Origin of the sequence: Arthrobacter sp. TWP1-1 (assembly GCF_049897845.1) — a bacterium.
Taxonomy (GTDB): Bacteria; Actinomycetota; Actinomycetes; order Actinomycetales; family Micrococcaceae; genus Specibacter.
On the sequence record NZ_JAFCXC010000001.1, the window covers coordinates 218,369 to 239,190 of the forward strand.

A 20,822-nucleotide genomic window follows, 5' to 3' on the forward strand; every position below is an offset into this window, starting at 1 on the left:
TGTTCCGGCATTAGGCTGGAACAGACCCAATCTGAAGCAATTTCTTAAATATCAAAAGCCCCCAGTAGACTTATTTTGATTTCAGTGGCGAACAGCGCTACTGAGAGTAAGTTTTCTCAAAGTTCTAGGAGGAACCCGTGGCAAAGGCAAAGTTCGAGCGGACCAAGCCGCACGTTAACATCGGCACCATCGGTCACGTTGACCATGGTAAGACCACGTTGACGGCTGCCATTTCCAAGGTACTGTACGACAAGTACCCGACACTCAACGAGAAGCGTGACTTCGCGTCCATTGACTCTGCTCCCGAAGAGCGTCAGCGCGGCATTACCATTAACATCTCGCACGTTGAGTACCAGACCGAGAAGCGCCACTACGCACACGTAGACGCCCCCGGTCACGCTGACTACATCAAGAACATGATCACCGGTGCTGCTCAGATGGACGGCGCTATCTTGGTAGTTGCCGCCACTGACGGCCCGATGGCTCAGACTCGCGAGCACGTTCTGTTGGCCCGCCAGGTTGGTGTTCCCTACCTGTTGGTTGCACTGAACAAGTCCGACATGGTTGATGACGAAGAACTCCTCGACCTGGTCGAAATGGAAGTTCGTGAACTCCTGTCTGCACAGGGCTTCGACGGCGACGAGGCACCTGTTGTGCGCGTTTCCGGCCTGAAGGCTCTGGAAGGCGACCCCGTATGGGTCAAGTCCGTTGAGGACTTGATGGATGCCGTTGACAACAACGTTCCTGACCCGATCCGCGACAAGGACAAGCCGTTCTTGATGCCGGTTGAAGATGTCTTCACCATCACCGGTCGTGGAACCGTTGTTACGGGCCGCGCCGAGCGTGGAACGCTTCAGATCAACTCTGAGGTTGAAATCGTTGGTATCCGCCCGGTCCAGAAGACCACGGTTACCGGTATCGAGATGTTCCACAAGCAGCTCGACGAGGCTTGGGCCGGCGAGAACTGTGGTCTGCTGCTCCGCGGTATCAAGCGCGAAGACGTAGAGCGTGGCCAGGTTATCGTGAAGCCGGGTTCCATTACCCCGCACACCGATTTCGAAGCCAACGTCTACATCTTGGCCAAGGATGAGGGCGGTCGTCACAACCCGTTCTACTCCAACTACCGCCCGCAGTTCTACTTCCGCACCACGGATGTTACCGGCGTTATCACCTTGCCTGAGGGCACGGAAATGGTTATGCCTGGCGACAACACCGAAATGACTGTCGCGCTGATCCAGCCGATCGCCATGGAAGAGGGCCTCGGCTTCGCTATCCGCGAAGGCGGCCGCACCGTTGGTTCAGGTCGTGTCACCAAGATCATCAAGTAATTAATTACTTAGATCTTTAGAGAAGGTCCCCAGCTTCGGCTGGGGGCCTTCTTTTTTCTGTATTCATGCGCGCGCACCCTCCGCTGTTCCCCGGAGCAGTTGCTCCGCAAGCGGAATTGTTATCCACAATCGATGGACTAACTGATTCTTTTCTGATTCAGGTGCCCTAAACTGGGAGTTCACCGTGAGTAGGGGAAGCGCATGAGTCAGCAACAGCAGCCCGGTCGGTCTGTTCAGCAACCGGGGATCTCAGATCAGGCCTACCGTCAGGGCTATTTGGATGGACACCTGGCCGGTTGGAAAGACGCGCTGGCGGCTCAGGCCACAGGCCCGGCGGTTTCTGCTCCGGCTCAGCGACCCCCGAATGTTATGCCAAGAACTCCGGTTTTCGGATCGGTTCCGGTTCCATTGAACGTTGGCCAGGCCTTCGCGCCACAACAGGCACCTCACCTCACGAAGCAGGATCAACTCAGTCCAGAGGCAGCCGTTGTAAAGAAGGCCAAGCGGGAAACCCAGAACATCAACATCACCCTGTATGTGGCGAGCCTGCTGATGGTGGCTGCCGCTGCACTCTTTGTTGGTAGCAACGTTCCGGTCCCTGTTCGGCTTATTGGAGTTTGGGCCGGCACAGCACTGTTCTACGTGGCCGGGCTGCTGCTTCACAAGAAGATTTCCCGGCTCAAACCCGCGGCGGTGGCCTTTACCGGTACGGCGTTGGCCATCATTCCGTTCGCCGGTCTTGCCACCTACAACCTAGGCTTCCCGGAAGCACCGGCCGTGTGGCTGGCTACCTCACTGATCGGAACTGTGGCGTACGTTATCGCAGCTGTTCAACTCAACAGTCGCCTCGTGGTTTACCTTTCCCTAGCGTTCCTATTGTCCACGGCATGGTCCTCCGTTGCTGTGCTTGGCGCCGCGCTGGCGTGGTACTTTACGGCCCTTATTGTCTTCTCCGCGTTACTGTCACTCGCCGGTTATCTCTTGAAGCGACGCGCACTCAAGGGCGGCGGTGGACTGGGACTGTACGCGAAGCCACTCTCAGATCTTGGCCCCTGGGTTGCCCCCGTTGGGCTGGCTGGTTCACTGGCATTCGGCCTGGCCCTCAACGCTGCTGATCACGCCCTTGTACTTGTTGCAGGCGGTATCTTTTACGCCGTTATGACGTTCATTTCAGTGCCGTCGCTGAAGCGGTTCAACTACATTGGGTTGCGACTTTCACTGACGCTGGCTGCTCCCTTCCTCGGCTGGATGATTCAATCGGATCTTGCATGGGCAGCTGGCGCATTTACTGTGGTGCTCGCCGTTCAGCTAGTGCTCATTGCATACGTCCAGCAACGCATTTCTGCCTTTCTGGGCCACGCCGACTGGGCTCGGTGGGACGTGAGTTTGAGCCTTCCGATCATGGCCGCCGCTTCACTCCTGTGGAGCCTTGGCTGGTTTTGGGCCCACGAGGGTAACGGGGGAGACGTGCCCCTCGCCGCCGTAGGAGTTGGCATGGCGTTGCTTGCCTCGATGGCCGCCGTCCCGGCGTTCCTTCCTCGCGGTGAGTGGTTCCCGCTGCCGGCTCTGGGTGCTGTCTTGCTGTTTTCGCCGTTTCTGGCGGCCAGCGGATGGACAGGGATCCTGGCGATCGCCGCGTGCTACTCCGTGCTGAGACACCTCACTGCAGACAACGTTGTGGTCAAGCATGGAATGTTGGTGGCCGCGAGATTCCTAGCGACGGCGCTCGTGGCCGCAGCCATGGCCACATCGATCCCGGCCTATCCGGGAAAAACCCATCTCATCATCGCCGTGACTGCTGTTGTCTCTGCTCTGCAGTTGCTCATGGACACACTTCTGGTGAAGACGGACAGAGGAAATTTCTTCACAAAATACTCCGGGGCCGCTTGGGCTCTGGTAGGTACGTTTCTCATTGGCGGGTTGTCGGTTCTCTACGCTGCCGAGAAGTTTTCCAGAGCCCCCGACCCTACAGTTCTGGAAACGCTCCGGCCTGAGTTCCTCATTGCAGCTGTCGCCATGGCAGTTGCTGCTGCCGCATATTCCCTGAGTACCTTGCCGAGGCGAGGCGGTTGGTCCGGTGCGGAGTTGGTGGCGCCGTCGTACTTTGTTGTCGTTGCACTTTTTACGGGATCTGTCTTCGCAGCGACCGGTACAAGCCTTGCTTGGGCTGTGGCGGTTGCCTACATGATTTGCGCCGGGATGCGGCTCCTCGGTTCGGCAGAAGCACACCACCGGTGGGTTTACTGGTGGGGTGCGCGGATTGCATCGATGGTGTTGGCCGTGGCGCTATTCCAGCTGTGGGTCGAGAAGGATCCGCTGACCGAAATCAATCGAACGCCGGTTGGCCTTGGACTGATACTTTTGCTGGCGCTGGTTCCGCAGATATTGATCCTTGCCGGAACTGTCCGTAGAGGGCGGAGAATCCCGGGGCTGTCTGTGGATATTTACCTGACGCTGTCCGCGGTGGTCGTGGTGGGTGCCGTCAGCGTCATTGTGCAGCCGGCCGGTCTTTGGACCACGATGGTTGTCTTCGCGCTTGCGACCGCAGCCGTAGCCACTCTCGCTCTGGCCGCGACCTTGCCTCAGGAACCTGTGGCATCGGCCGCATGGGCCGCGCCTGTTGGCATGCTGGCTTTGGCGCTGTGCAGCATTGGCCACAGGCCACAGCTGGCGATCGTTTTGGCCATCGTGCTCATAGTCTCAACGATGCTCGCCGCCAAGAGCTCGGGTGCGCTGGCCAGAGGATTGCACTTCCTCGTGGCCCGCATGACAGCAACCGTTTTGGTGGGCGTCCTTGTACGCGAGTTGACGGCCGACTTGGGCGTCGTGTCCCTTGCCGTGACGGGTGCCTTGATTGCCCAGGTGGCCCTGCAGTATCTGGCCGTTCGGGACGGGCGTGTCCATGCGACCGTAGGGGAGCCGAATTGCCTGTGGGCCAGCGGCTGGCTGTTGCTCACCGCACAAGTCTTGGTACCGGTGTTTTACCACCTTGCCTCCGACGGCTTTACTCCATCGGGAACGGCATTGCACTGGGTGGTGGCCGCTGAATTCCTCGCGTTGGCGGTAACGTCCGTTGTTGCCCAGACTTACCTGAAACTGAGAGGGGCTTCCTACCTGGCCCTCGTTGCCGTTGCGGGAGGGGCTGCTGTCATAGCTCCCGTGGTGTGGTCTGGTGCCACGGCATTGATCCTCCTTGCCCTGAGCGTTGCCGTCATTGCCTGGCGTTGTGTGTATGCACCCAAGACGCTTGAAATGCGCTGGTACTGGATTGCTGCCACCGCCTGTTTCCTCGTCACGGCCTGCGTCGTGGATGGCGATGCGGCAACAGGAATCTTTGCCGGCATGTGGATGGTGGCCGGGTTGGCCTTGATTGTAGGCGCCCACCTGATGAAGCTACCGTGGCTGACCCTGCCCGGATCATTGATGGTGCTCTTGGCAGCTGTGCTGTTCCGGGCTCAGGTACTTGAGCTGACGTCACGCCACGGCTACTCGGCTTTGGCTGGTTTCGCGGTAGTTCTCGGAACGCTGTACGTGGTGCGCCTGTTGTCCATGGATTTGCCGGGCGAGAGGCAGATCCAGCGCGGCAGCGTTGTCGGCACGGCGCTTGGGGGAGGGGCATTCTTTGCCCTGTGGTCCATGCTCGACGACGACGCCGTTCTCCTCGGGGCGGTGGCGTTCACGGTTGTTGCCGTGTTGGCCTGTGTCGAAGCGCCCCCGGTGCGGCGCCGACTCGTGGTCGATGTCGCAGTGGTCACGTGTGCCGCGGTCTGGTTCGCGGCGTGCTCCACCTATGTTGACCTGGGCTTGTTCTGGGCAGTTCAGTGGTGCGCCCTTGCCTTGGGCGGATTGGCCGTGATTCGTTACGTCGGCAAGCAGGCCGCAGCAGGGAAGGGTCTGCTGATTGGCGCCGCCAGCGTTGCGAGTTTTGGGGCCTTGCTGACCATCTTCAGTGGTGACACACTCCAGCAGCTCATCTCGCTCCTGGTCTTTGTTGCGCTGCTGGCTGTCGGTATGAGCCTTGACGAGCGCATCTTCACCATCTGGGGCGCCATCGGGGTGGCGACTGCCGTGCTCTGGTACCTGCGGGGCTTCACCTATGTCTTGTTGGCGCTGCTGGCACTGACATTGATCGGTATTGTCATCTGGCGTCTGAATCGCAAGAAGCCGGCCGACGGCGCTGTGCCGCCGGTCCCGGTGGCGGCCAGCTACCCGCCGGCACCGCCCGAGGTATAGGCGACTGCCGCCGTCGAGCTTGGAGAATTGCTACCTGACGCCCCTGACTTTGCCAACGGCCAAGGCGCCAGCCAAAGCCGTGATTCCGGAAGCCAGAAAGAGCAGGGTGAAGCCGCCCGAGAGGCTGACCAGCACTGCGCCGAGCATGGGAGCGAAGGCTTGTGGCACGGTCAAGGCAATGTTCATGATGCCAAGGTCCTTGCCGCGCGAGAGCTGGTCGGGCAGGACCTCGGTCGCCAGCGCCTGATCCACGGAGAGGAAACAACCGTAGCCCAAGCCGAGAAGGGCCGCGGCAAGGGTGGCCGCCTCGATGGTGGGGACAAACGCAAGGATCAGTGCTGCTACTGCCTGCAGGACGGACGCCACAAAGACGAACGCCCGACGTCGTCCGAGTTTGTCTGAGAGGCGGCCAAGCCACAGGGATGCGACGATGACAAACACCATGTATACCAACGTCAGCAAGATAAGCGAGCCCTCGGCGTCGGGCACCGCCAGGCCATACATGAGGAAGTAGAGCAGCAGGCTGGTGCCAAACGCATTGCCGAGATTGACCAAGACCCGGCTCAGGAGGGTCCAGCCGAAGTCGGGAAATGCTCGCGGGCTGATCCACATGCCTTCGAGTAGGGAACGCCATGTAAGCAGAGGTACCAGCCCTCGAGGCAGGACCGCATCCGGGATCAGTAACAGGAACGGCAGCGTCAGAATCACGAGGAGGGCGGCCATGAGGGCGTAGCCGCCAAACGTTCTGAGCCCCAGAGTAGTCACAAGGACCAGCCCGGCAATGATGCCCATCGCCTGGGGCGCGGAGATCCAGCCCGAGACGTAGCCGCGCTGATTGCTTGGAACCTGATCGGAGATTGCGGCAGTGAGAGCTGCCGTGAGGACGCAGAAGAAGATGCTCGCGGCCACCCAACAAATTCCGATCCCCACCAAAGAACGCTGCAGGCCCAGGAACAGCAATGCGCCTGCGAATCCGGCCGTACCAGCCGCGATCCAGGGTCGGCGGCGGCCAAAGCGTGAGGTGGTGCGGTCGGATAGCGCACCCGTCAAAGGGTAAGCAATGAGCGCAAATGCACCTGCAATCCCCGAGATGACGCCAAACCCGAGCACGTTTTGCACCCAATCCGTGGTGTCCAGCAACTCCTCAAGCTGGAGGGGGAGGAGTAATTGTACGGGTGTCAGCTGAGCAATCCAGACGCCAAACCAACTCAGGGCGAAGCATGTAACCCATCGCCCGCCCACCCTCCGCGTCGGGAGAGCAGCGATCGCCGCCGTTGAAGAAGGCACTGGACCCCTGGTATTTCTAGTGACTTTGCTCACGATTGCAGCTTCTCATGCTCGTCAAGGGTGGGGAAGTGGTGCTGATGGCTCGGTCCGGTCCGAGTCTCGCCAATAAAGTAAGCAAGCCCACGCCACCCCGGATTGGCGTTCTGGCGCGGAATCCGGCATACTTATTGAGTTGTTCAAGTGCTTTTTCGAGTCCCGACCGAGATAATGCTCGGTGCAGGGTCCAAGCTAAAGCCCAAACATAACCTTCCTTCGCATCATAGGTGTGGGTACGTGCGCGAATTATCCGCGACACGCCCGACCGCGGGGGTCGGAGCTTCGGTGGATTGAGGAACCCGGAATTATCCGGATTCAGTTCATTGGGAGCGTGGCTGTGAGTGCCACATATGAACCAGGAAAAGTAAACAGCGTTTACGTCAACAGCATTGCTCCTACAGGATGCTTCGTTACAGGAAAGAGAGTCACGACGCCATGGCGGGACAAAAAATCCGCATCCGGCTGAAGTCATATGACCACGAGGTTATTGATGTTTCAGCCCGGAAGATCGTTGAGACGGTCACGCGCGCAGGCGCAACGGTAGTCGGCCCGGTGCCGCTGCCCACCGAGAAGAACATTTACTGCGTAATTCGTTCTCCTCACAAGTACAAGGACAGCCGCGAGCACTTTGAAATGCGCACGCACAAGCGTCTTATCGACATCATTGATCCCACGCCTAAGGCTGTTGATTCGCTCATGCGTCTCGACCTGCCGGCCGACGTGAACATCGAAATCAAACTGTAGGGAGGTGCTGAGAAACTATGACCGCGACCCGAAACACTAAGGGCATCCTGGGCACGAAGCTCGGCATGACCCAGGTCTGGGACGAGAACAACTTGCTTGTTCCCGTAACCGTCGTCCAGGCCGACTCCAACGTCATCACCCAGCTGCGTAACGCAGAGGTAGATGGCTATGTAGCGATCCAGATCGGCTACGGCCAGATCGATCCTCGTAAGGTAACCAAGCCCTTGGCTGGTCACTTCGCAAAGGCAGGCGTCACGCCTCGCCGCCACGTCGTCGAGCTGCGCACCGCAGACGCTGACACCTACACCCTCGGCCAGGAGCTCTCCGTTGAGATCTTCGAAGCCGGCCAGAAGGTCGACGTCGTCGGCACTTCAAAGGGTAAGGGCTTCGCCGGTGTCATGAAGCGTCACGGCTTCAAGGGTGCTCCGGCTTCGCACGGTGCACACAAGAACCACCGCAAGCCCGGTTCCATCGGTGGCGCGTCCACTCCTGGCCGCGTTTTCAAGGGTATGCGCATGGCAGGCCGTATGGGTGCCGAGCGCGTAACCACCATGAACCTCACGGTTCACGGTGTTGACGCCGAGAAGTCGCTGCTGCTGATCAAGGGTGCCGTCCCCGGCGCCCGCGGCCAGGTCGTATTCGTACGCGCCGCCGTGAAGGGAGCATAAGTAAATGACTACTGTCAAAGTAGATCTGCCCGCAGAGATCTTCGACGTACAGACCAACGTGCCGCTGTTGCACCAGGTTGTCGTAGCTCAGCTCGCTGCCGCCCGCCAGGGTACCCACAAGACCAAGACCCGCGCCGAAGTTTCTGGTGCAGGCCGTAAGCCGCATGCACAGAAGGGTACAGGTCGCGCCCGTCAGGGTTCCATCCGTGCTCCTCACATGACCGGTGGTGGCGTTGTCCACGGTCCGACCCCTCGCGATTACAGCCAGCGTACGCCCAAGAAGATGAAGGCTGCAGCTTTGCGCGGCGCCCTCTCTGACCGCGCACGCAACGGCCGTATCCACGTAATCTCTGAATTGGTTTCCGGCACCACGCCGTCCACCAAGGCTGCAAAGGCTGTTTTGGCCGCCGTTACAACGCGCAAGAACTTGCTCGTTGTCATCGAGCGCGCCAACGACGCCACTGCACTGAGCGTACGTAACATCACCGACCTTCACGTTCTGTACGTTGACCAGCTCAACACTTACGACGTGCTTGTTTCTGATGACATCGTCTTCACCAAGGCTGCCTACGACGTTTTCGTCTCAGGCCGTGCCGCTGCTGAGGCTTTCGCTTCCAGCATGTTGCTGGTTGAAGACGTGGTTTCCGAAGATGCTGAAGATGACGCCGAAGGCACCATCAAGGGCAACAAGGACTCCATGAAGTACCACGTGCCTGGTTCACGCTGGTACGACGCCACTGTGGCCGAGGTTTGGTTCTCAACGGTTGAGGAAGCCAAGGCCGCTGGCTTTGTTCCCGCCGGTGGCGAAGCTGCCCAGACTATTCAGGAGGACGCCAAGTGAGCGCCGTCACCATCAAGGATCCGCGCGACGTAGTGCTTGCACCCGTCGTCTCGGAAAAGAGCTACGGCTTGATCGACGAAGGTAAGTACACCTTCTTGGTCGACCCCCGCTCAAACAAGACCGAGATCAAGTTGGCCGTGGAGAAAATTTTCTCCGTCAAGGTCGACACGATCAACACCATCAACCGTGCCGGTAAGCGCAAGCGCACCAAGTTCGGATGGGGACAGCGTAAGAGCACCAAGCGCGCAATTGTCTCCCTCCGCGAGGGCACGATCGACATCTTCGGCGGTCCGCTTTCATAAGCGGAGACCACTTTAACGAGGAAATATACTATGGGAATCCGTAAATACAAGCCGACAACCCCGGGCCGTCGTGGCTCGAGCGTTGCCGACTTCACAGAAATCACGCGGTCGACTCCAGAGAAGTCTCTGGTTCGTCCCCTGCCCAAAAAGGGTGGCCGTAACAACACTGGTCGTATCACGACTCGTCACAAGGGTGGTGGCCACAAGCGCCAGTACCGCCTGATTGACTTCCGTCGTCACGACAAGGATGGCGTAAACGCTCGCGTTGCTGAGATCGAATACGATCCCAACCGCACCGCTCGCATTGCCCTCCTGCACTACGTTGATGGCACCAAGCGTTACATCATCGCCCCGAACAAGCTCAGCCAGGGAGACTTCGTAGAAGCCGGCCCCGAAGCTGACATCAAGCCTGGTAACAACCTTCCGTTGCGCAACATCCCCGTGGGTACTGTTATCCACGCTGTGGAGCTGCGTCCCGGTGGCGGTGCCAAGATGGCTCGTTCGGCTGGTGCCTCGGTTCAGCTCGTCGCCAAGGAAGGCAAGTTCGCCCAGCTGCGTCTGCCCTCCGGCGAAATCCGCAACGTTGATGCGCGCTGCCGCGCGACCATCGGCGAAGTTGGTAACGCTGAGCAGTCCAACATCAACTGGGGTAAGGCTGGCCGTATGCGCTGGAAGGGCGTACGCCCGACCGTCCGCGGTGTTGTCATGAACCCGGTCGATCACCCTCATGGTGGTGGTGAAGGTAAGACTTCCGGTGGACGTCACCCGGTTAACCCGAACGGTAAGCGTGAAGGCCGTACCCGCCGTCCCAACAAAGAGAGCGACAAGCTGATTGTTCGTCGCCGCCGTACTGGCAAGAACAAGCGATAGGAGCCTGGAGACATGCCACGTAGCCTGAAGAAGGGTCCCTTCGTTGACCAGCACCTCTTTGTAAAGGTAGCTCGGGAGAACGAAAATGGAACCAAGAACGTAATTAAGACCTGGTCCCGCCGCTCGATGATCGTCCCCGATATGTTGGGTCACACGATCGCCGTGCACGATGGTCGCAAGCACATCCCCGTGTTTGTAACCGAGTCGATGGTCGGGCACAAGCTCGGCGAATTCGCCCTCACGCGGACATTCCGCGGCCATGTCAAGGACGACCGTAAGGGCAAGCGCCGCTAGGCGCCTGCATTTACGGCTAAGACGAGAGAGAGATAGCAATGGAAGCCAAGGCAAGTGCGCGTCATCTGCGCGTAACGCCTATGAAGGCCCGGCGCGTCGTCAACCTGATTCGTGGCAAGCAGGCGAATGAGGCATTGGCGATTTTGAAGTTTGCCCCCCAGGCAGCTTCGGAGCCGGTATTCAAGGTAGTCCAGTCCGCAGTGGCTAACGCCCGCGTTCTGGCAGATCGCGACAGCATCGCGTTCAACGAAAACGATCTGTACATCAGCGAAATCTTCGTTGATGAAGGCCCCACCATGAAGCGGTTCCAGCCGCGAGCACAGGGCCGTGCATTCCAGATCAAGAAGCGCACCAGCCACGTCACCGTGGTTGTCGCTACCCCCGTGAAAGAGGAGGCTCGCTAAGTGGGACAGAAAGTAAACCCGCACGGTTTCCGTCTCGGGATCACCACGGACCACCGTTCACACTGGTTCGCGGACAGCAACAAGCCCGGTCAGCGCTACAAGGACTTCGTAAAAGAAGACATCCAGATCCGCGCACTCATGTCCACGGGCATGGACCGAGCTGGCATTTCCAAGGTTGAGATCGAGCGCACCCGTGACCGTGTACGTGTGGATATCCACACCGCACGCCCCGGTATTGTCATCGGTCGTCGTGGAGCAGAAGCAGACCGCATCCGCGGCGAGCTTGAAAAGCTCACCGGCAAGCAGGTTCAGCTGAACATCTTGGAAGTCAAGAACCCGGAAGCTGACGCTCAGCTCGTTGCCCAGGGCATCGCAGAGCAGCTGACTTCTCGTGTGGCTTTCCGCCGTGCGATGAAGAAGGCCATGCAGTCCGCACAGCGTACCGGCAGCGTCAAGGGCATCCGTGTCGCTTGTGCTGGTCGCTTGGGTGGCGCTGAAATGTCACGCACCGAGTTCTACCGCGAAGGTCGTGTGCCCCTGCACACCCTGCGTGCCAACATCGATTACGGCTTCTTCGAAGCCAAGACCGTGTTCGGCCGCATTGGTGTCAAGGTCTGGATCTACAAGGGCGATGTCACGTCTAAGGAACTGGCTGCTCAGGCAGCTGCTGCTCCTGCACGTGGCCGTGGCCCGCGCCGTGACGGCGATGACCGCGGAAACCGCGGCCCTCGCGCCGGTGGCGACCGTCGTCGTAACGACCGTCCTGAGCGGACCGAGGCTGCTGCCGCGGTTGAGGCTCCTGTAGCTGCTGCTCCCGCAGTAGAAGGAGGAGAGGCTTAAATGCTTATCCCACGTCGAGTAAAGCACCGCAAGCAGCACCACCCGGGTCGTTCCGGGCAGGCTACTGGCGGCACCACGGTTTCGTTTGGTGAGTGGGGCATTCAGGCTCTTTCGCCGGCCTACGTAACCAACCGTCAGATCGAGTCCGCTCGTATCGCCATGACTCGTCACATCAAGCGTGGCGGAAAGGTGTGGATCAACATCTACCCTGACCGTCCCTTGACGAAGAAGCCTGCCGAAACCCGCATGGGTTCCGGTAAGGGTTCGCCCGAGTGGTGGATTGCAAATGTCAAGCCGGGTCGTGTTCTCTTCGAACTCTCCGGTGTATCAGAAGAGGTAGCACGCGAGGCATTGCGCCTGGCAATCCACAAGCTGCCGTTGAAAGCACGCATCGTGCGTCGCGAAGGTGGTGAGTAGAGATGTCAATTGGTTCCAAGGAACTTGCCCCTGCACAGCTTGATGGGTTCGACAATGCACGTCTTGTTGAAGAACTCCGTAAGGCTAAGGAAGAACTGTTCAACTTGCGCTTCCAGTCGGCTACCGGCCAGCTGGAAGGCCACGGTCGCCTGCGCGTTGTAAAGCGCGACATCGCCCGTATCTACACAGTGCTGCGTGAGCGCGAGCTGGGCATTCGCCCGGACGTCGTTGCTGCAGCACCTGTGGAGAAGGCCTCCAAGAAGGCTGACAAGGAAGCCAAGAAGGCCTCCAAGAAGGCTGAAACATCTGAGGAGGACGCCAAGTGAGCGATTCTGTAAACAACACCGAAACTGGCGCGGAGACTGTTGTCCGTAACGAGCGTAAGAAACTGCGCGGTTACGTTGTCTCCGACAAGATGGATAAGACCATCGTTGTTGAGGTTGAAGACCGCGTAAAGCATGCTCTTTACGGCAAGGTTCTTCGCCGCAACAAGAAGATCAAGGCTCACGATGAAGAGAACAGCGCCGGCATCGGCGACCTGGTCGTCATCAGCGAGACTCGCCCGCTCTCCGCAACCAAGCGTTTCCGCCTGGTTGAGATCGTAGAGAAGGCTAAGTAAATATTTCTCGCACTTGTGCGTGATTGATTACTAAAACGTTGGGCCCGTTGCCACTTGTGGCGGCGGGCCCAACGTCGTTTAAGCAGCACCTGCGGGTGTGAATCCTTCATCAAATTCTGTTAAGCAGTACCGGTGGGTGTCACGGCAATTTACCCACCGGTGCTGCTTAATGAGTTAAGAGATTCGTGATGGCCGACGGCGTTGCTTCCGACGTGCTGAGGCCGGCAGCGGAATGGCCAGCCCCGGAGGTGTGCGCGAGGTAACGAATTTGGTAGGACGACTGCGTAAGGTATGGTATCGGCGTCGTGCTAGGATTGTTTATTGCTGCGCTTTTTCTGTGCAACCGTTTACGGTCGCGGCAGTTAAGTGCGCAATTTACTCGTAAATGTCTCGTGCCACTTCAAACTGCCTTCCAGAGCGTGAAAATATTCACGCACATAACTGGAGTGGAAAGTGCAGTTGGCATGAAACGTTTAGGCGTGTTTTGGCAAAATCCAGGCACGTCGAGAGACATCCCGAACTATACGTTCCGCAAGGCTTATCCATAGATAGATTATGGCCAAGAACCGGCGCGACGAACAGGAGAAACTAGTGATTCAGCAGGAGTCGCGGCTTAAGATCGCTGACAACACGGGGGCCAAGGAAATCTTGACCATCCGCGTTCTCGGTGGATCTGGGCGCCGCTACGCAGGCATCGGTGACACCATTGTCGCCACCGTCAAGGATGCAATTCCCGGCGGTAACGTTAAGAAGGGTGACGTCGTCAAGGCTGTCATCGTTCGTACCAAGAAGGAACGCCGCCGTGCGGATGGTTCCTACATCAAGTTCGATGAGAATGCAGCTGTCATTCTCAAAGCTGACGGGGACCCCCGCGGTACCCGTATCTTCGGCCCGGTTGGCCGTGAACTTCGTGACAAGAAGTTCATGAAGATCATCTCGTTGGCTCCGGAGGTGCTGTAACTTATGGCAAAGATCAAGAAGGGTGACCTGGTTCAGGTCATCACAGGCGCTAAGGCTGAACGTGGCGGCGACCGTGGCAAGCAGGGCAAGGTCCTGAAGGTCTACACCGATACCAACCGCGTGTTGGTCGAGGGTGTAAACCGCGTCACCAAGCACACCAAGGCTGGTCAGACCGAACGTGGCACCACAACTGGTGGCATTGAGACGGTTGAAGCACCTATTCACATCTCCAACGTTGCTGTAGTGGATCCGTCCACGAAGAAGCCGACCCGCGTTGGCTACCGCATCGAAACCGTTGAGCGCGATGGCCGCGAACGTCAAGTACGTATTCGCTTCGCCAAGACCTCGGGGAAGGATCTGGCATGAGCGCCGCAGTTGCAGAGAATGCACCCAAGATCACACCTCGCCTGAAAGCCCGCTATGCAGCGGAAATCAAGGCTGGTCTGGTTGAGGAGTTCAAGTACTCAAACGTTAACCAGGTTCCGCGCTTGGTCAAGGTTGTTGTCAACATGGGTGTTGGAGATGCCGCTAAGGACTCCAAGCTCATCGACCACGCCGTCCGTGACCTCACCGCCATCACCGGTCAGAAGCCTCAGGTAACTAAGGCTCGCAAGTCGATCGCACAGTTCAAGCTGCGCGAAGGCATGCCGATCGGTTGCCACGCAACTCTGCGTGGAGATCGCATGTGGGAATTCCTGGACCGCTTGGTCACGCTGGCTTTGCCCCGTATCCGCGACTTCCGCGGCCTCAGTGGCAAGCAGTTTGACGGCAACGGTAACTACACCTTCGGTCTGACCGAACAGGTTATGTTCCACGAGATCGACCAGGATTCCATTGACCGCCCCCGCGGTATGGACATCACTGTCGTGACCACAGCCAAGACCGATAACGAAGGCCGCGCGCTGCTTAAGGCACTTGGCTTCCCGTTTAAATCCGAAGATAAATAATCTACGTAAAAGGTCCGTTCTGCGGGTCCACAGCGCTGAAATCTGATTTTCACGCTCTGGTACTACGCGAAGGAAACCGTTACGAGGAAGGGCAAGCGCCCAAATGACAATGACAGATCCTGTCGCAGACATGCTTACGCGTCTGCGCAACGCAAACTCGGCACACCACGACACCGTGTCCATGCCGTTTAGCAAGCTTAAAGGCCACATCGCCGACATCCTCAAGGCACAGGGTTACATCTCTGCCTGGAAGGTTGAAGACGCTGAGGTTGGCAAGAAGCTGACCATCGACTTGAAGTACGGCCCCGCACGTGAGCGTTCAATCGCTGGCCTGCGCCGTATCTCCAAGCCCGGACTGCGCGTTTACGCAAAGTCCACGAACCTCCCCAACGTTTTGGGTGGTTTGGGTGTCGCTATCCTGTCGACGTCTTCAGGTCTGCTGACCGACCGTCAGGCTGCCAAGAAGGGCGTGGGTGGGGAAGTCCTCGCCTACGTCTGGTAGTAGAGAGAGAAGGGAAAGAACTTATGTCACGTATTGGACGTCTCCCCATCTCCGTGCCTGCCGGCGTTGAGGTCAAGATTGAAGACAGCCTTGTTTCCGTCAAGGGCCCGAAGGGTACGCTGGATCTCACGATCGCCAGCCCCATCACGGCAGCCCTCGAAGAAAACACCATCACGGTTAGCCGCCCCAACGATGAGCGCAACTCGCGTTCACTCCACGGCCTTACCCGTACCCTCATTGACAACCTGATCATCGGTGTCACTGCAGGCTACGAGAAGAAGCTGGAAATCGTTGGTACCGGTTACCGCGTAGTTGCCAAGGGCAAGGACCTTGAGTTCGCTCTCGGCTTCAGCCACCCGGTCCTCATTGAGGCCCCGGAAGGCATCACACTGGCCGTAGAGAGCCCCACAAAGCTCTCCGTGTCAGGTATTAGCAAGCAGCAGGTGGGCGAAGTTGCTGCCAACATCCGCAAGCTGCGCAAGCCCGACCCGTACAAGGGTAAGGGCGTTCGCTACGCTGGCGAGATCATCCGCCGCAAGGTCGGAAAGGCTGGTAAGTAACCATGGCACTATCCATTCGAGGAAAGTCCAAGGCCGCAGCACGCGGCCGTCGTCACCTGCGAGTCCGCAAGCGCGTCAGCGGAACCACTGTGCGTCCGCGCCTGGTCGTCAACCGTTCAGCTCGCCACGTATTTGTTCAGGTCATCGATGACACTCAGGGTCTGACCCTGGTATCGGCATCGACCCTGGAAGCAGACATGCGCGCATTTGACGGTGACAAGACCGCCAAGGCAAAGCGCATTGGTGAGCTCGTTGCCGAGCGCGCCAAGGCTGCAGGCATCGAAGCTGTTGTCTTCGACCGTGGCGGTAACCGCTACCACGGCCGCGTTGCAGCTATCGCTGACGGCGCACGTGAAGGCGGTCTGGCACTGTGACCGAGAACATCAACAAGGAGAACACTGTGTCAGAAGCAACTGCAGCTGACGGTGCAACCGCGAAGACTGAAACTGCTGCAGGCGCTGATAGCGCCCGTGGCCGTGGCGGTCGCGACGGTGCTCGTGGAGGCCGCGAAGGCGGTCGCGACGGCGGCCGTGGCCGTGGCGGTCGTGACGGTGGACGTGAGGCTGAAAAGAGCCAGTTCATCGAGCGCGTTGTCAACATCAACCGCGTTGCCAAGGTTGTCAAGGGTGGTCGTCGCTTCAGCTTCACCGCTCTGGTAATCGTCGGTGACGGCAACGGTTTGGTTGGCGTCGGCTACGGCAAGGCCAAGGAAGTTCCCGCAGCTATTGCCAAGGGTGTTGAAGAAGCTAAGAAGTCCTTCTTCCGCGTTCCCATGATTGGCAAGACCATTCCGCACCGCGTACAGGGTGAAGCCGCTGCCGGCGTCGTTCTGTTGCGTCCGGCTGCTGCTGGTACCGGAGTTATTGCCGGTGGCCCGGTTCGCGCGATCCTGGAATGCGTTGGCATCCATGACGTGCTGTCCAAGTCACTCGGTTCCTCAAACGCCATCAACATTGTTCACGCAACTGTTGCTGCTTTGAAGGGCCTGGAAGATCCCAAGGCTGTTGCGGCTCGCCGTGGCTTGCCTTTGGACGAAGTTGCTCCGGCTGTGCTGTTGCGCAACATGCAAAAGGCAGGTCTGTAATGACTACACCGAAGAATGTTCAGGTTTCCGAGAACAAGCTGGAAATCACTCAGGTTAGGGGCGTCGTTGGCGCCAAGCAGTTCCAGAAGGACACCCTTCGTTCACTCGGCCTCAAGCGCATCGGTCACACTGTTGTCCGCACCGCTGATGCAGTGACCGTTGGTATGGTCAACACGGTTCCGCACCTGATCAAGGTTGAGGAGACGAAGTAAAGTGGCTGAGAAGACTACTGAAACTGCTGAAAAGCAGAACGCACTGAAGGTCCACCACCTGCGTCCCGCACCTGGCGCCAAGACGGCTAAAACCCGTGTTGGCCGTGGTGAAGGATCCAAGGGTAAGACCGCAGGTCGCGGTACCAAGGGTACCAAGGCTCGCTACCAGGTTAAGGCTGGCTTTGCCGGTGGCCAGTTGCCGCTGCACATGCGCCTGCCGAAGCTGCGTGGCTTCAAGAACCCGTTCCGCGTTGAGTTCCAGGTTGTAAACCTGGACAAGCTGAACGAGCTCTTCCCCGAAGGTGGCGTTGTCACCGTCGAGGCACTCGTTGAGAAGGGCGCCGTTCGCAAGAACCAGCCCGTGAAGGTGCTTGGCACCGGTGACCTGACCGTCAAGGTTGAGGTTACCGCCCACGCATTCTCTTCCAGCGCAGTTGAGAAAATCGCCGCCGCAGGTGGAACCACCACTGAACTCTAAACAGTTCATAAATGCGCGCATTTAGCGACTAGACTCTTGGTGAGCGGAGCTCCGGTTCCGCTCACCAGGGGTCTTTCGTTTTATGTAGAATGTTTCGGAAAGCTTGGACAATCCAAGAATGTTATCCGTCACAGTTCCGGTGCGACCTGAATCACCACTAGAATTATTCCTTGTGCTTCATTTGAGAAGCCAACTTCATTACTAGACATCAGGAGGACGCTTGCTTACCGCATTTGGCCGCGCCTTTCGCACGCCTGATCTGCGACGCAAGTTGTTGTTCACGCTGGGAATTATTGCCATCTTCCGCATGGGTGCTTTCATCCCATCGCCCGGAATTGATTACCGAAATGTCCAACAGTGCGTGAACGCTGCTGACACGAGCCAGGGTATTTACCAACTGGTCAACTTGTTCAGCGGTGGCGCCTTGCTTCAGGTTTCCATCTTCGCGTTGGGGATCATGCCGTACATTACGGCCAGCATCATTGTTCAACTCCTGCGTGTTGTGATCCCTCGCTTCCAGGAACTGCACCTTGAAGGTGCTCAGGGCCAGGCCAAGATGACGCAGTACACGCGTTACCTGACCATCGCCTTGGGCCTGCTGAACGCCACCACCTTGGTAACCCTTGCCCGCTCCGGCCAACTCTTTGCCGGGTGTGGCGCTGCAGGTTCCGACGGTGCGCTAATCCCGAACGATAACCTCATTACGATCCTGCTACTTGTCATCACTTTGACGGCCGGTTCCGGCTTGATCATGTGGATGGGTGAGCTCGTAACCGAGAAGGGTGTCGGCAACGGCATGTCCTTGCTGATCTTCACGGCCATCGCCGCGCAGTTCCCCACCTCACTCGGTGCCATCTTGAAGACGCAGGGCTGGGGCACGTTCCTGGTTGTCCTAGCTATTGGTTTGGTTGTTGTTGCCTTGGTTGTCTTTGTTGAACAGTCACAGCGCCGTGTTCCGGTTCAGTACGCCAAGCGCATGGTGGGTCGCCGCACGATGGGCGGCACCAGCACCTACATCCCGATCAAGGTGAACATGGCCGGTGTTATTCCGGTTATTTTCGCCTCCTCGATGCTGTACCTGCCAGCGCTGCTGGCACAGTTCGCCACACCGGCAAACAGCACCGACATCCCTGGCTGGGTCGAATGGATCAACAACTACCTCACCCGTGGAGATCACCCGATCTACATGCTGATGTACTTCCTGTTGACCATTGGATTCACCTACTTCTACGTCGCGATCACCTTCAACCCTGAAGAGGTCTCCGACAACATGAAGAAGTACGGCGGCTTCATTCCCGGCATCCGTGCCGGACGCCCCACCCAGGATTACTTGCAGTACGTTATTTCGCGCATCACCTTGCCGGGCGCGTTCTACCTGGCTTTTGTCGCCTTGATTCCTCTCATCGCCCTGGTCCTAGTTGGGGCAAACCAGAACTTCCCGTTCGGTGGTACCTCGATCTTGATTATTGTGGGTGTTGGTTTGGAGACGGTCAAGCAGATTGATGCGCAACTCCAGCAGCGCCACTATGAAGGGTTATTGCGATGACAAGAATGCTGATCATTGGACCTCCCGGGTCGGGCAAGGGTACACAGGCAGAACGAATCGTTGGTGAGTTGGGAATTGTCGCCATCTCCACCGGTGACATCTTCCGTGCCAACGTCAAGGGTGAAACCCCCTTGGGCCTTGAAGCCAAGCAGTACATGGACAACGGTGACTTTGTTCCGGACAGCGTCACGAACAGGATGGTTCGGGATCGCCTCGCCCAGAGCGATGTGGCTGACGGCTTCCTGTTGGACGGCTACCCGCGCACCTCGCCTCAGGTCGATGAATTGGATGACATCTTGGCCAGCGCTGGCGCCAGCATGGATATTGTTGTTCAGCTGACGGCCGACGATGAAGAACTCGTCAAGCGCTTGTTGGGCCGGGCCTTGGAAACAGGCCGCAGCGATGACACGGAAGCTGTTATCCGCCACCGCCTTGATCTGTACCGTGAACAAACTGAGGTTGTAGTGTCCCGCTATGCGGAGCGCGGCATTTTGGCCAAGGTTGACGGGCTCGGCGAGATGGATGATGTGACCGCCCGGGTCATGGAAGCCATCAAGAACGTCAAAACCGCCTAAGTCAAGGCAAATGCATTTTCCAACGGCACAGTAGTTGCCTGGTTGTGAAGGAGGGCTCCTTCCCGCATTTCGGGGAGGGGCCCTTGTTCATTTCCTTATTGAAAGGATTCTTCATGGCGTTCGGCCAGCAGAAGATTGAATACAAGACCATCGATCAAATGCGCATCATGCGCCGCAGCGGGCTCATCCTTGATGCTGCGCTGAACACCACCATCGCAGCGGTTTCCCCTGGCGTCACCACGGGTGACCTCGATGCCATCTTCGCTGCCGAGCTCAAGAAGGCCGGGGCCACCTCCAACTTCCTTGGCTACTACGATTTCCCCGCGACGATCTGCACCTCGGTGAATGAAGAGGTTGTTCACGGCATCCCCGGTTCGCGCGTTCTCAAAGCAGGTGACCTCGTCTCCATCGACGGCGGAGCCATCATTGAGGGCTGGCACTCCGACTCCGCACGCAGCGTGATTGTCGGCGGACCCTCTGCTGAGGACCCGGCCGATCGCCGCCTGAGCGACATCACGGAGGAATGCATGTGGGCCGGCATCGCTGCCATGGCCAACGGCAAGTACGTTGGCGACATTGGCGATGCCATCGATGAGTATGTGACCTCCCAGCCCGGCAAAGAACTAGGCATCCTCGAGGATTACGTTGGCCACGGCATCGGATCCGCCATGCACATGCCGCCGGACGTCTTGAACTACTCGTCCAAGCACCGGGGCCCCAAGCTCAAGGCGGGCATGTGCCTGGCCATCGAGCCCATGCTGGTTCGTGGTGGACTGGAGACCATCACCCTCCAGGATGATTGGACAGTTGTCACCGCAGATAAGGCCCGCGCAGCTCACTGGGAACACTCTGTAGCCTTCCACGCCAAGGGTATTTTTGTTCTTACCGCGGCCGACGGCGGTGCGTCGCGCCTTGCGCCGTACGGCGTGGTCCCGGTGGAGATCTAGCAGAACCCTTCCCCGCTGGCCCGCAGCTAATGGCTGGAATCGTCGATTTCGCGACGATTCCAGCCATTAGCTGCGGGCCAGTTGTGTTTGGAGGGACTATTTAAGCGGTGTTTGCCTCGTGTCCACCT

25 protein-coding genes and 1 pseudogene are annotated in these 20,822 nt (G+C 58.5%); 25 read left to right on the forward strand and 1 reads right to left on the reverse strand.

Annotated elements, in window-relative coordinates; all coding sequences use genetic code 11:
- The first annotated feature begins 137 nt into the window (after nucleotides 1-137).
- Both tuf and ACP7B9_RS01080 read left to right on the forward strand, forming a co-directional pair.
- Nucleotides 138-1,328 carry an elongation factor Tu gene (tuf, locus tag ACP7B9_RS01075; RefSeq protein ID WP_425859968.1) on the forward strand — a complete coding sequence of 397 codons (1,191 nt, stop codon included), beginning with the start codon at nucleotides 138-140 and terminating at the stop codon, nucleotides 1,326-1,328.
- Between the two features lie 201 nt (nucleotides 1,329-1,529).
- On the forward strand, nucleotides 1,530-5,561 hold the full coding sequence (locus ACP7B9_RS01080) for a hypothetical protein (RefSeq protein WP_425859970.1): 4,032 nt from the start codon (nucleotides 1,530-1,532) through the stop codon (nucleotides 5,559-5,561).
- Nucleotides 5,562-5,591: 30 nt separating this feature from the next.
- Here ACP7B9_RS01080 and ACP7B9_RS01085 read toward each other — a convergent pair whose 3' ends face one another.
- Nucleotides 5,592-6,848 carry an MFS transporter gene (locus ACP7B9_RS01085; RefSeq protein WP_425859972.1) on the reverse strand — a complete coding sequence of 419 codons (1,257 nt, stop codon included), beginning with the start codon at nucleotides 6,846-6,848 and terminating at the stop codon, nucleotides 5,592-5,594.
- A gap of 471 nt (nucleotides 6,849-7,319) precedes the next feature.
- On the opposite strand from ACP7B9_RS01085, the gene rpsJ reads away from it, so the two are divergent.
- The 23 genes and pseudogenes from rpsJ to map all read left to right on the forward strand — a co-directional run bounded on the left by rpsJ (nucleotide 7,320) and on the right by map (nucleotide 20,694).
- Nucleotides 7,320-7,628, forward strand: coding sequence for a 30S ribosomal protein S10 (gene rpsJ, locus ACP7B9_RS01090; protein WP_038464699.1), 309 nt, complete (start codon nucleotides 7,320-7,322; stop codon nucleotides 7,626-7,628).
- A 17-nt stretch (nucleotides 7,629-7,645) separates the two neighbouring features.
- Entirely contained in the window at nucleotides 7,646-8,296 is a 651-nt protein-coding gene (gene rplC / locus ACP7B9_RS01095) for a 50S ribosomal protein L3 (protein ID WP_425859974.1), read from the forward strand.
- Between the two features lie 4 nt (nucleotides 8,297-8,300).
- Nucleotides 8,301-8,900, forward strand: a pseudogene (rplD, locus tag ACP7B9_RS01100) (50S ribosomal protein L4); the annotation flags it as partial.
- A 233-nt stretch (nucleotides 8,901-9,133) separates the two neighbouring features.
- A complete protein-coding gene (gene rplW / locus ACP7B9_RS01105; RefSeq protein WP_044576426.1) occupies nucleotides 9,134-9,439 on the forward strand; it encodes a 50S ribosomal protein L23 in 306 nt (101 codons plus the stop codon).
- 30 nt (nucleotides 9,440-9,469) lie between these two features.
- Nucleotides 9,470-10,309 (forward strand): 50S ribosomal protein L2, encoded by an 840-nt coding sequence (rplB, locus tag ACP7B9_RS01110; RefSeq protein ID WP_110483669.1) that lies wholly within the window; start codon nucleotides 9,470-9,472, stop codon nucleotides 10,307-10,309.
- A gap of 12 nt (nucleotides 10,310-10,321) precedes the next feature.
- The gene (gene rpsS, locus ACP7B9_RS01115; protein WP_038464689.1) at nucleotides 10,322-10,603 is read left to right on the forward strand and encodes a 30S ribosomal protein S19; all 282 of its coding nucleotides are present in this window, start codon (nucleotides 10,322-10,324) and stop codon (nucleotides 10,601-10,603) included.
- A gap of 38 nt (nucleotides 10,604-10,641) precedes the next feature.
- On the forward strand, nucleotides 10,642-11,007 hold the full coding sequence (gene rplV, locus ACP7B9_RS01120; RefSeq protein ID WP_110483670.1) for a 50S ribosomal protein L22: 366 nt from the start codon (nucleotides 10,642-10,644) through the stop codon (nucleotides 11,005-11,007).
- Nucleotides 11,008-11,847, forward strand: coding sequence for a 30S ribosomal protein S3 (gene rpsC, locus ACP7B9_RS01125; RefSeq protein WP_380816472.1), 840 nt, complete (start codon nucleotides 11,008-11,010; stop codon nucleotides 11,845-11,847).
- Nucleotides 11,848-12,264: a 50S ribosomal protein L16 gene (rplP, locus tag ACP7B9_RS01130; RefSeq protein WP_038464683.1), complete on the forward strand. Its 417-nt coding sequence runs from the start codon at nucleotides 11,848-11,850 to the stop codon at nucleotides 12,262-12,264.
- Nucleotides 12,265-12,266: 2 nt separating this feature from the next.
- Complete coding sequence (gene rpmC, locus ACP7B9_RS01135) at nucleotides 12,267-12,590, forward strand: 50S ribosomal protein L29 (RefSeq protein ID WP_044576436.1); 324 nt, start codon at nucleotides 12,267-12,269, stop codon at nucleotides 12,588-12,590.
- The gene (gene rpsQ, locus ACP7B9_RS01140) at nucleotides 12,587-12,883 is read left to right on the forward strand and encodes a 30S ribosomal protein S17 (protein ID WP_044576439.1); all 297 of its coding nucleotides are present in this window, start codon (nucleotides 12,587-12,589) and stop codon (nucleotides 12,881-12,883) included. Before rpmC ends, rpsQ begins: the two co-directional genes overlap by 4 nt.
- Before the next feature lie 591 nt (nucleotides 12,884-13,474).
- Nucleotides 13,475-13,843, forward strand: a complete 369-nt coding sequence (gene rplN / locus ACP7B9_RS01145; protein WP_044576718.1) for a 50S ribosomal protein L14 — start codon at nucleotides 13,475-13,477, stop codon at nucleotides 13,841-13,843.
- Nucleotides 13,844-13,846: 3 nt separating this feature from the next.
- Nucleotides 13,847-14,209: a 50S ribosomal protein L24 gene (rplX, locus tag ACP7B9_RS01150; RefSeq protein WP_425859978.1), complete on the forward strand. Its 363-nt coding sequence runs from the start codon at nucleotides 13,847-13,849 to the stop codon at nucleotides 14,207-14,209.
- Entirely contained in the window at nucleotides 14,206-14,790 is a 585-nt protein-coding gene (gene rplE / locus ACP7B9_RS01155) for a 50S ribosomal protein L5 (RefSeq protein ID WP_425859979.1), read from the forward strand. The genes rplX and rplE overlap by 4 nt, the downstream gene beginning before the upstream one ends.
- A 103-nt stretch (nucleotides 14,791-14,893) precedes the next feature.
- Nucleotides 14,894-15,292 (forward strand): 30S ribosomal protein S8, encoded by a 399-nt coding sequence (rpsH, locus tag ACP7B9_RS01160; RefSeq protein ID WP_044576448.1) that lies wholly within the window; start codon nucleotides 14,894-14,896, stop codon nucleotides 15,290-15,292.
- Between the two features lie 23 nt (nucleotides 15,293-15,315).
- On the forward strand, nucleotides 15,316-15,852 hold the full coding sequence (gene rplF / locus ACP7B9_RS01165) for a 50S ribosomal protein L6 (protein WP_425859981.1): 537 nt from the start codon (nucleotides 15,316-15,318) through the stop codon (nucleotides 15,850-15,852).
- A 2-nt stretch (nucleotides 15,853-15,854) separates the two neighbouring features.
- Nucleotides 15,855-16,226: a 50S ribosomal protein L18 gene (gene rplR, locus ACP7B9_RS01170; RefSeq protein ID WP_425859982.1), complete on the forward strand. Its 372-nt coding sequence runs from the start codon at nucleotides 15,855-15,857 to the stop codon at nucleotides 16,224-16,226.
- A gap of 26 nt (nucleotides 16,227-16,252) precedes the next feature.
- Nucleotides 16,253-16,936: a 30S ribosomal protein S5 gene (gene rpsE, locus ACP7B9_RS01175; protein ID WP_425859983.1), complete on the forward strand. Its 684-nt coding sequence runs from the start codon at nucleotides 16,253-16,255 to the stop codon at nucleotides 16,934-16,936.
- The gene (rpmD, locus tag ACP7B9_RS01180) at nucleotides 16,936-17,148 is read left to right on the forward strand and encodes a 50S ribosomal protein L30 (protein ID WP_425859984.1); all 213 of its coding nucleotides are present in this window, start codon (nucleotides 16,936-16,938) and stop codon (nucleotides 17,146-17,148) included. Before rpsE ends, rpmD begins: the two co-directional genes overlap by 1 nt.
- Nucleotide 17,149: 1 nt before the next feature.
- The gene (rplO, locus tag ACP7B9_RS01185; protein ID WP_425859985.1) at nucleotides 17,150-17,626 is read left to right on the forward strand and encodes a 50S ribosomal protein L15; all 477 of its coding nucleotides are present in this window, start codon (nucleotides 17,150-17,152) and stop codon (nucleotides 17,624-17,626) included.
- Between the two features lie 220 nt (nucleotides 17,627-17,846).
- A complete protein-coding gene (gene secY / locus ACP7B9_RS01190; RefSeq protein WP_425859987.1) occupies nucleotides 17,847-19,172 on the forward strand; it encodes a preprotein translocase subunit SecY in 1,326 nt (441 codons plus the stop codon).
- Nucleotides 19,173-19,177: 5 nt separating this feature from the next.
- Complete coding sequence (locus ACP7B9_RS01195; RefSeq protein ID WP_425860714.1) at nucleotides 19,178-19,747, forward strand: adenylate kinase; 570 nt, start codon at nucleotides 19,178-19,180, stop codon at nucleotides 19,745-19,747.
- Nucleotides 19,748-19,860: 113 nt separating this feature from the next.
- Nucleotides 19,861-20,694, forward strand: coding sequence for a type I methionyl aminopeptidase (map, locus tag ACP7B9_RS01200; RefSeq protein ID WP_425859989.1), 834 nt, complete (start codon nucleotides 19,861-19,863; stop codon nucleotides 20,692-20,694).
- Nucleotides 20,695-20,822: the final 128 nt, after the last annotated feature.

Coding starts and splice junctions, on each gene's coding strand:
- ACP7B9_RS01080 (WP_425859970.1), top strand. CDS start 1,530: ATGAGTCAGCAACAGCAGCCCGGTCGGTCTGTTCAGCAACCGGGGATC.
- rpsJ (WP_038464699.1), top strand. CDS start 7,320: ATGGCGGGACAAAAAATCCGCATCCGGCTGAAGTCATATGACCACGAG.
- rplC (WP_425859974.1), top strand. CDS start 7,646: ATGACCGCGACCCGAAACACTAAGGGCATCCTGGGCACGAAGCTCGGC.
- rplB (WP_110483669.1), top strand. CDS start 9,470: ATGGGAATCCGTAAATACAAGCCGACAACCCCGGGCCGTCGTGGCTCG.
- rpsS (WP_038464689.1), top strand. CDS start 10,322: ATGCCACGTAGCCTGAAGAAGGGTCCCTTCGTTGACCAGCACCTCTTT.
- rplV (WP_110483670.1), top strand. CDS start 10,642: ATGGAAGCCAAGGCAAGTGCGCGTCATCTGCGCGTAACGCCTATGAAG.
- rplP (WP_038464683.1), top strand. CDS start 11,848: ATGCTTATCCCACGTCGAGTAAAGCACCGCAAGCAGCACCACCCGGGT.
- rpmC (WP_044576436.1), top strand. CDS start 12,267: ATGTCAATTGGTTCCAAGGAACTTGCCCCTGCACAGCTTGATGGGTTC.
- rplX (WP_425859978.1), top strand. CDS start 13,847: ATGGCAAAGATCAAGAAGGGTGACCTGGTTCAGGTCATCACAGGCGCT.
- rplE (WP_425859979.1), top strand. CDS start 14,206: ATGAGCGCCGCAGTTGCAGAGAATGCACCCAAGATCACACCTCGCCTG.
- rpsH (WP_044576448.1), top strand. CDS start 14,894: ATGACAATGACAGATCCTGTCGCAGACATGCTTACGCGTCTGCGCAAC.
- rplF (WP_425859981.1), top strand. CDS start 15,316: ATGTCACGTATTGGACGTCTCCCCATCTCCGTGCCTGCCGGCGTTGAG.
- rplR (WP_425859982.1), top strand. CDS start 15,855: ATGGCACTATCCATTCGAGGAAAGTCCAAGGCCGCAGCACGCGGCCGT.
- rpmD (WP_425859984.1), top strand. CDS start 16,936: ATGACTACACCGAAGAATGTTCAGGTTTCCGAGAACAAGCTGGAAATC.
- ACP7B9_RS01195 (WP_425860714.1), top strand. CDS start 19,178: ATGCTGATCATTGGACCTCCCGGGTCGGGCAAGGGTACACAGGCAGAA.
- map (WP_425859989.1), top strand. CDS start 19,861: ATGGCGTTCGGCCAGCAGAAGATTGAATACAAGACCATCGATCAAATG.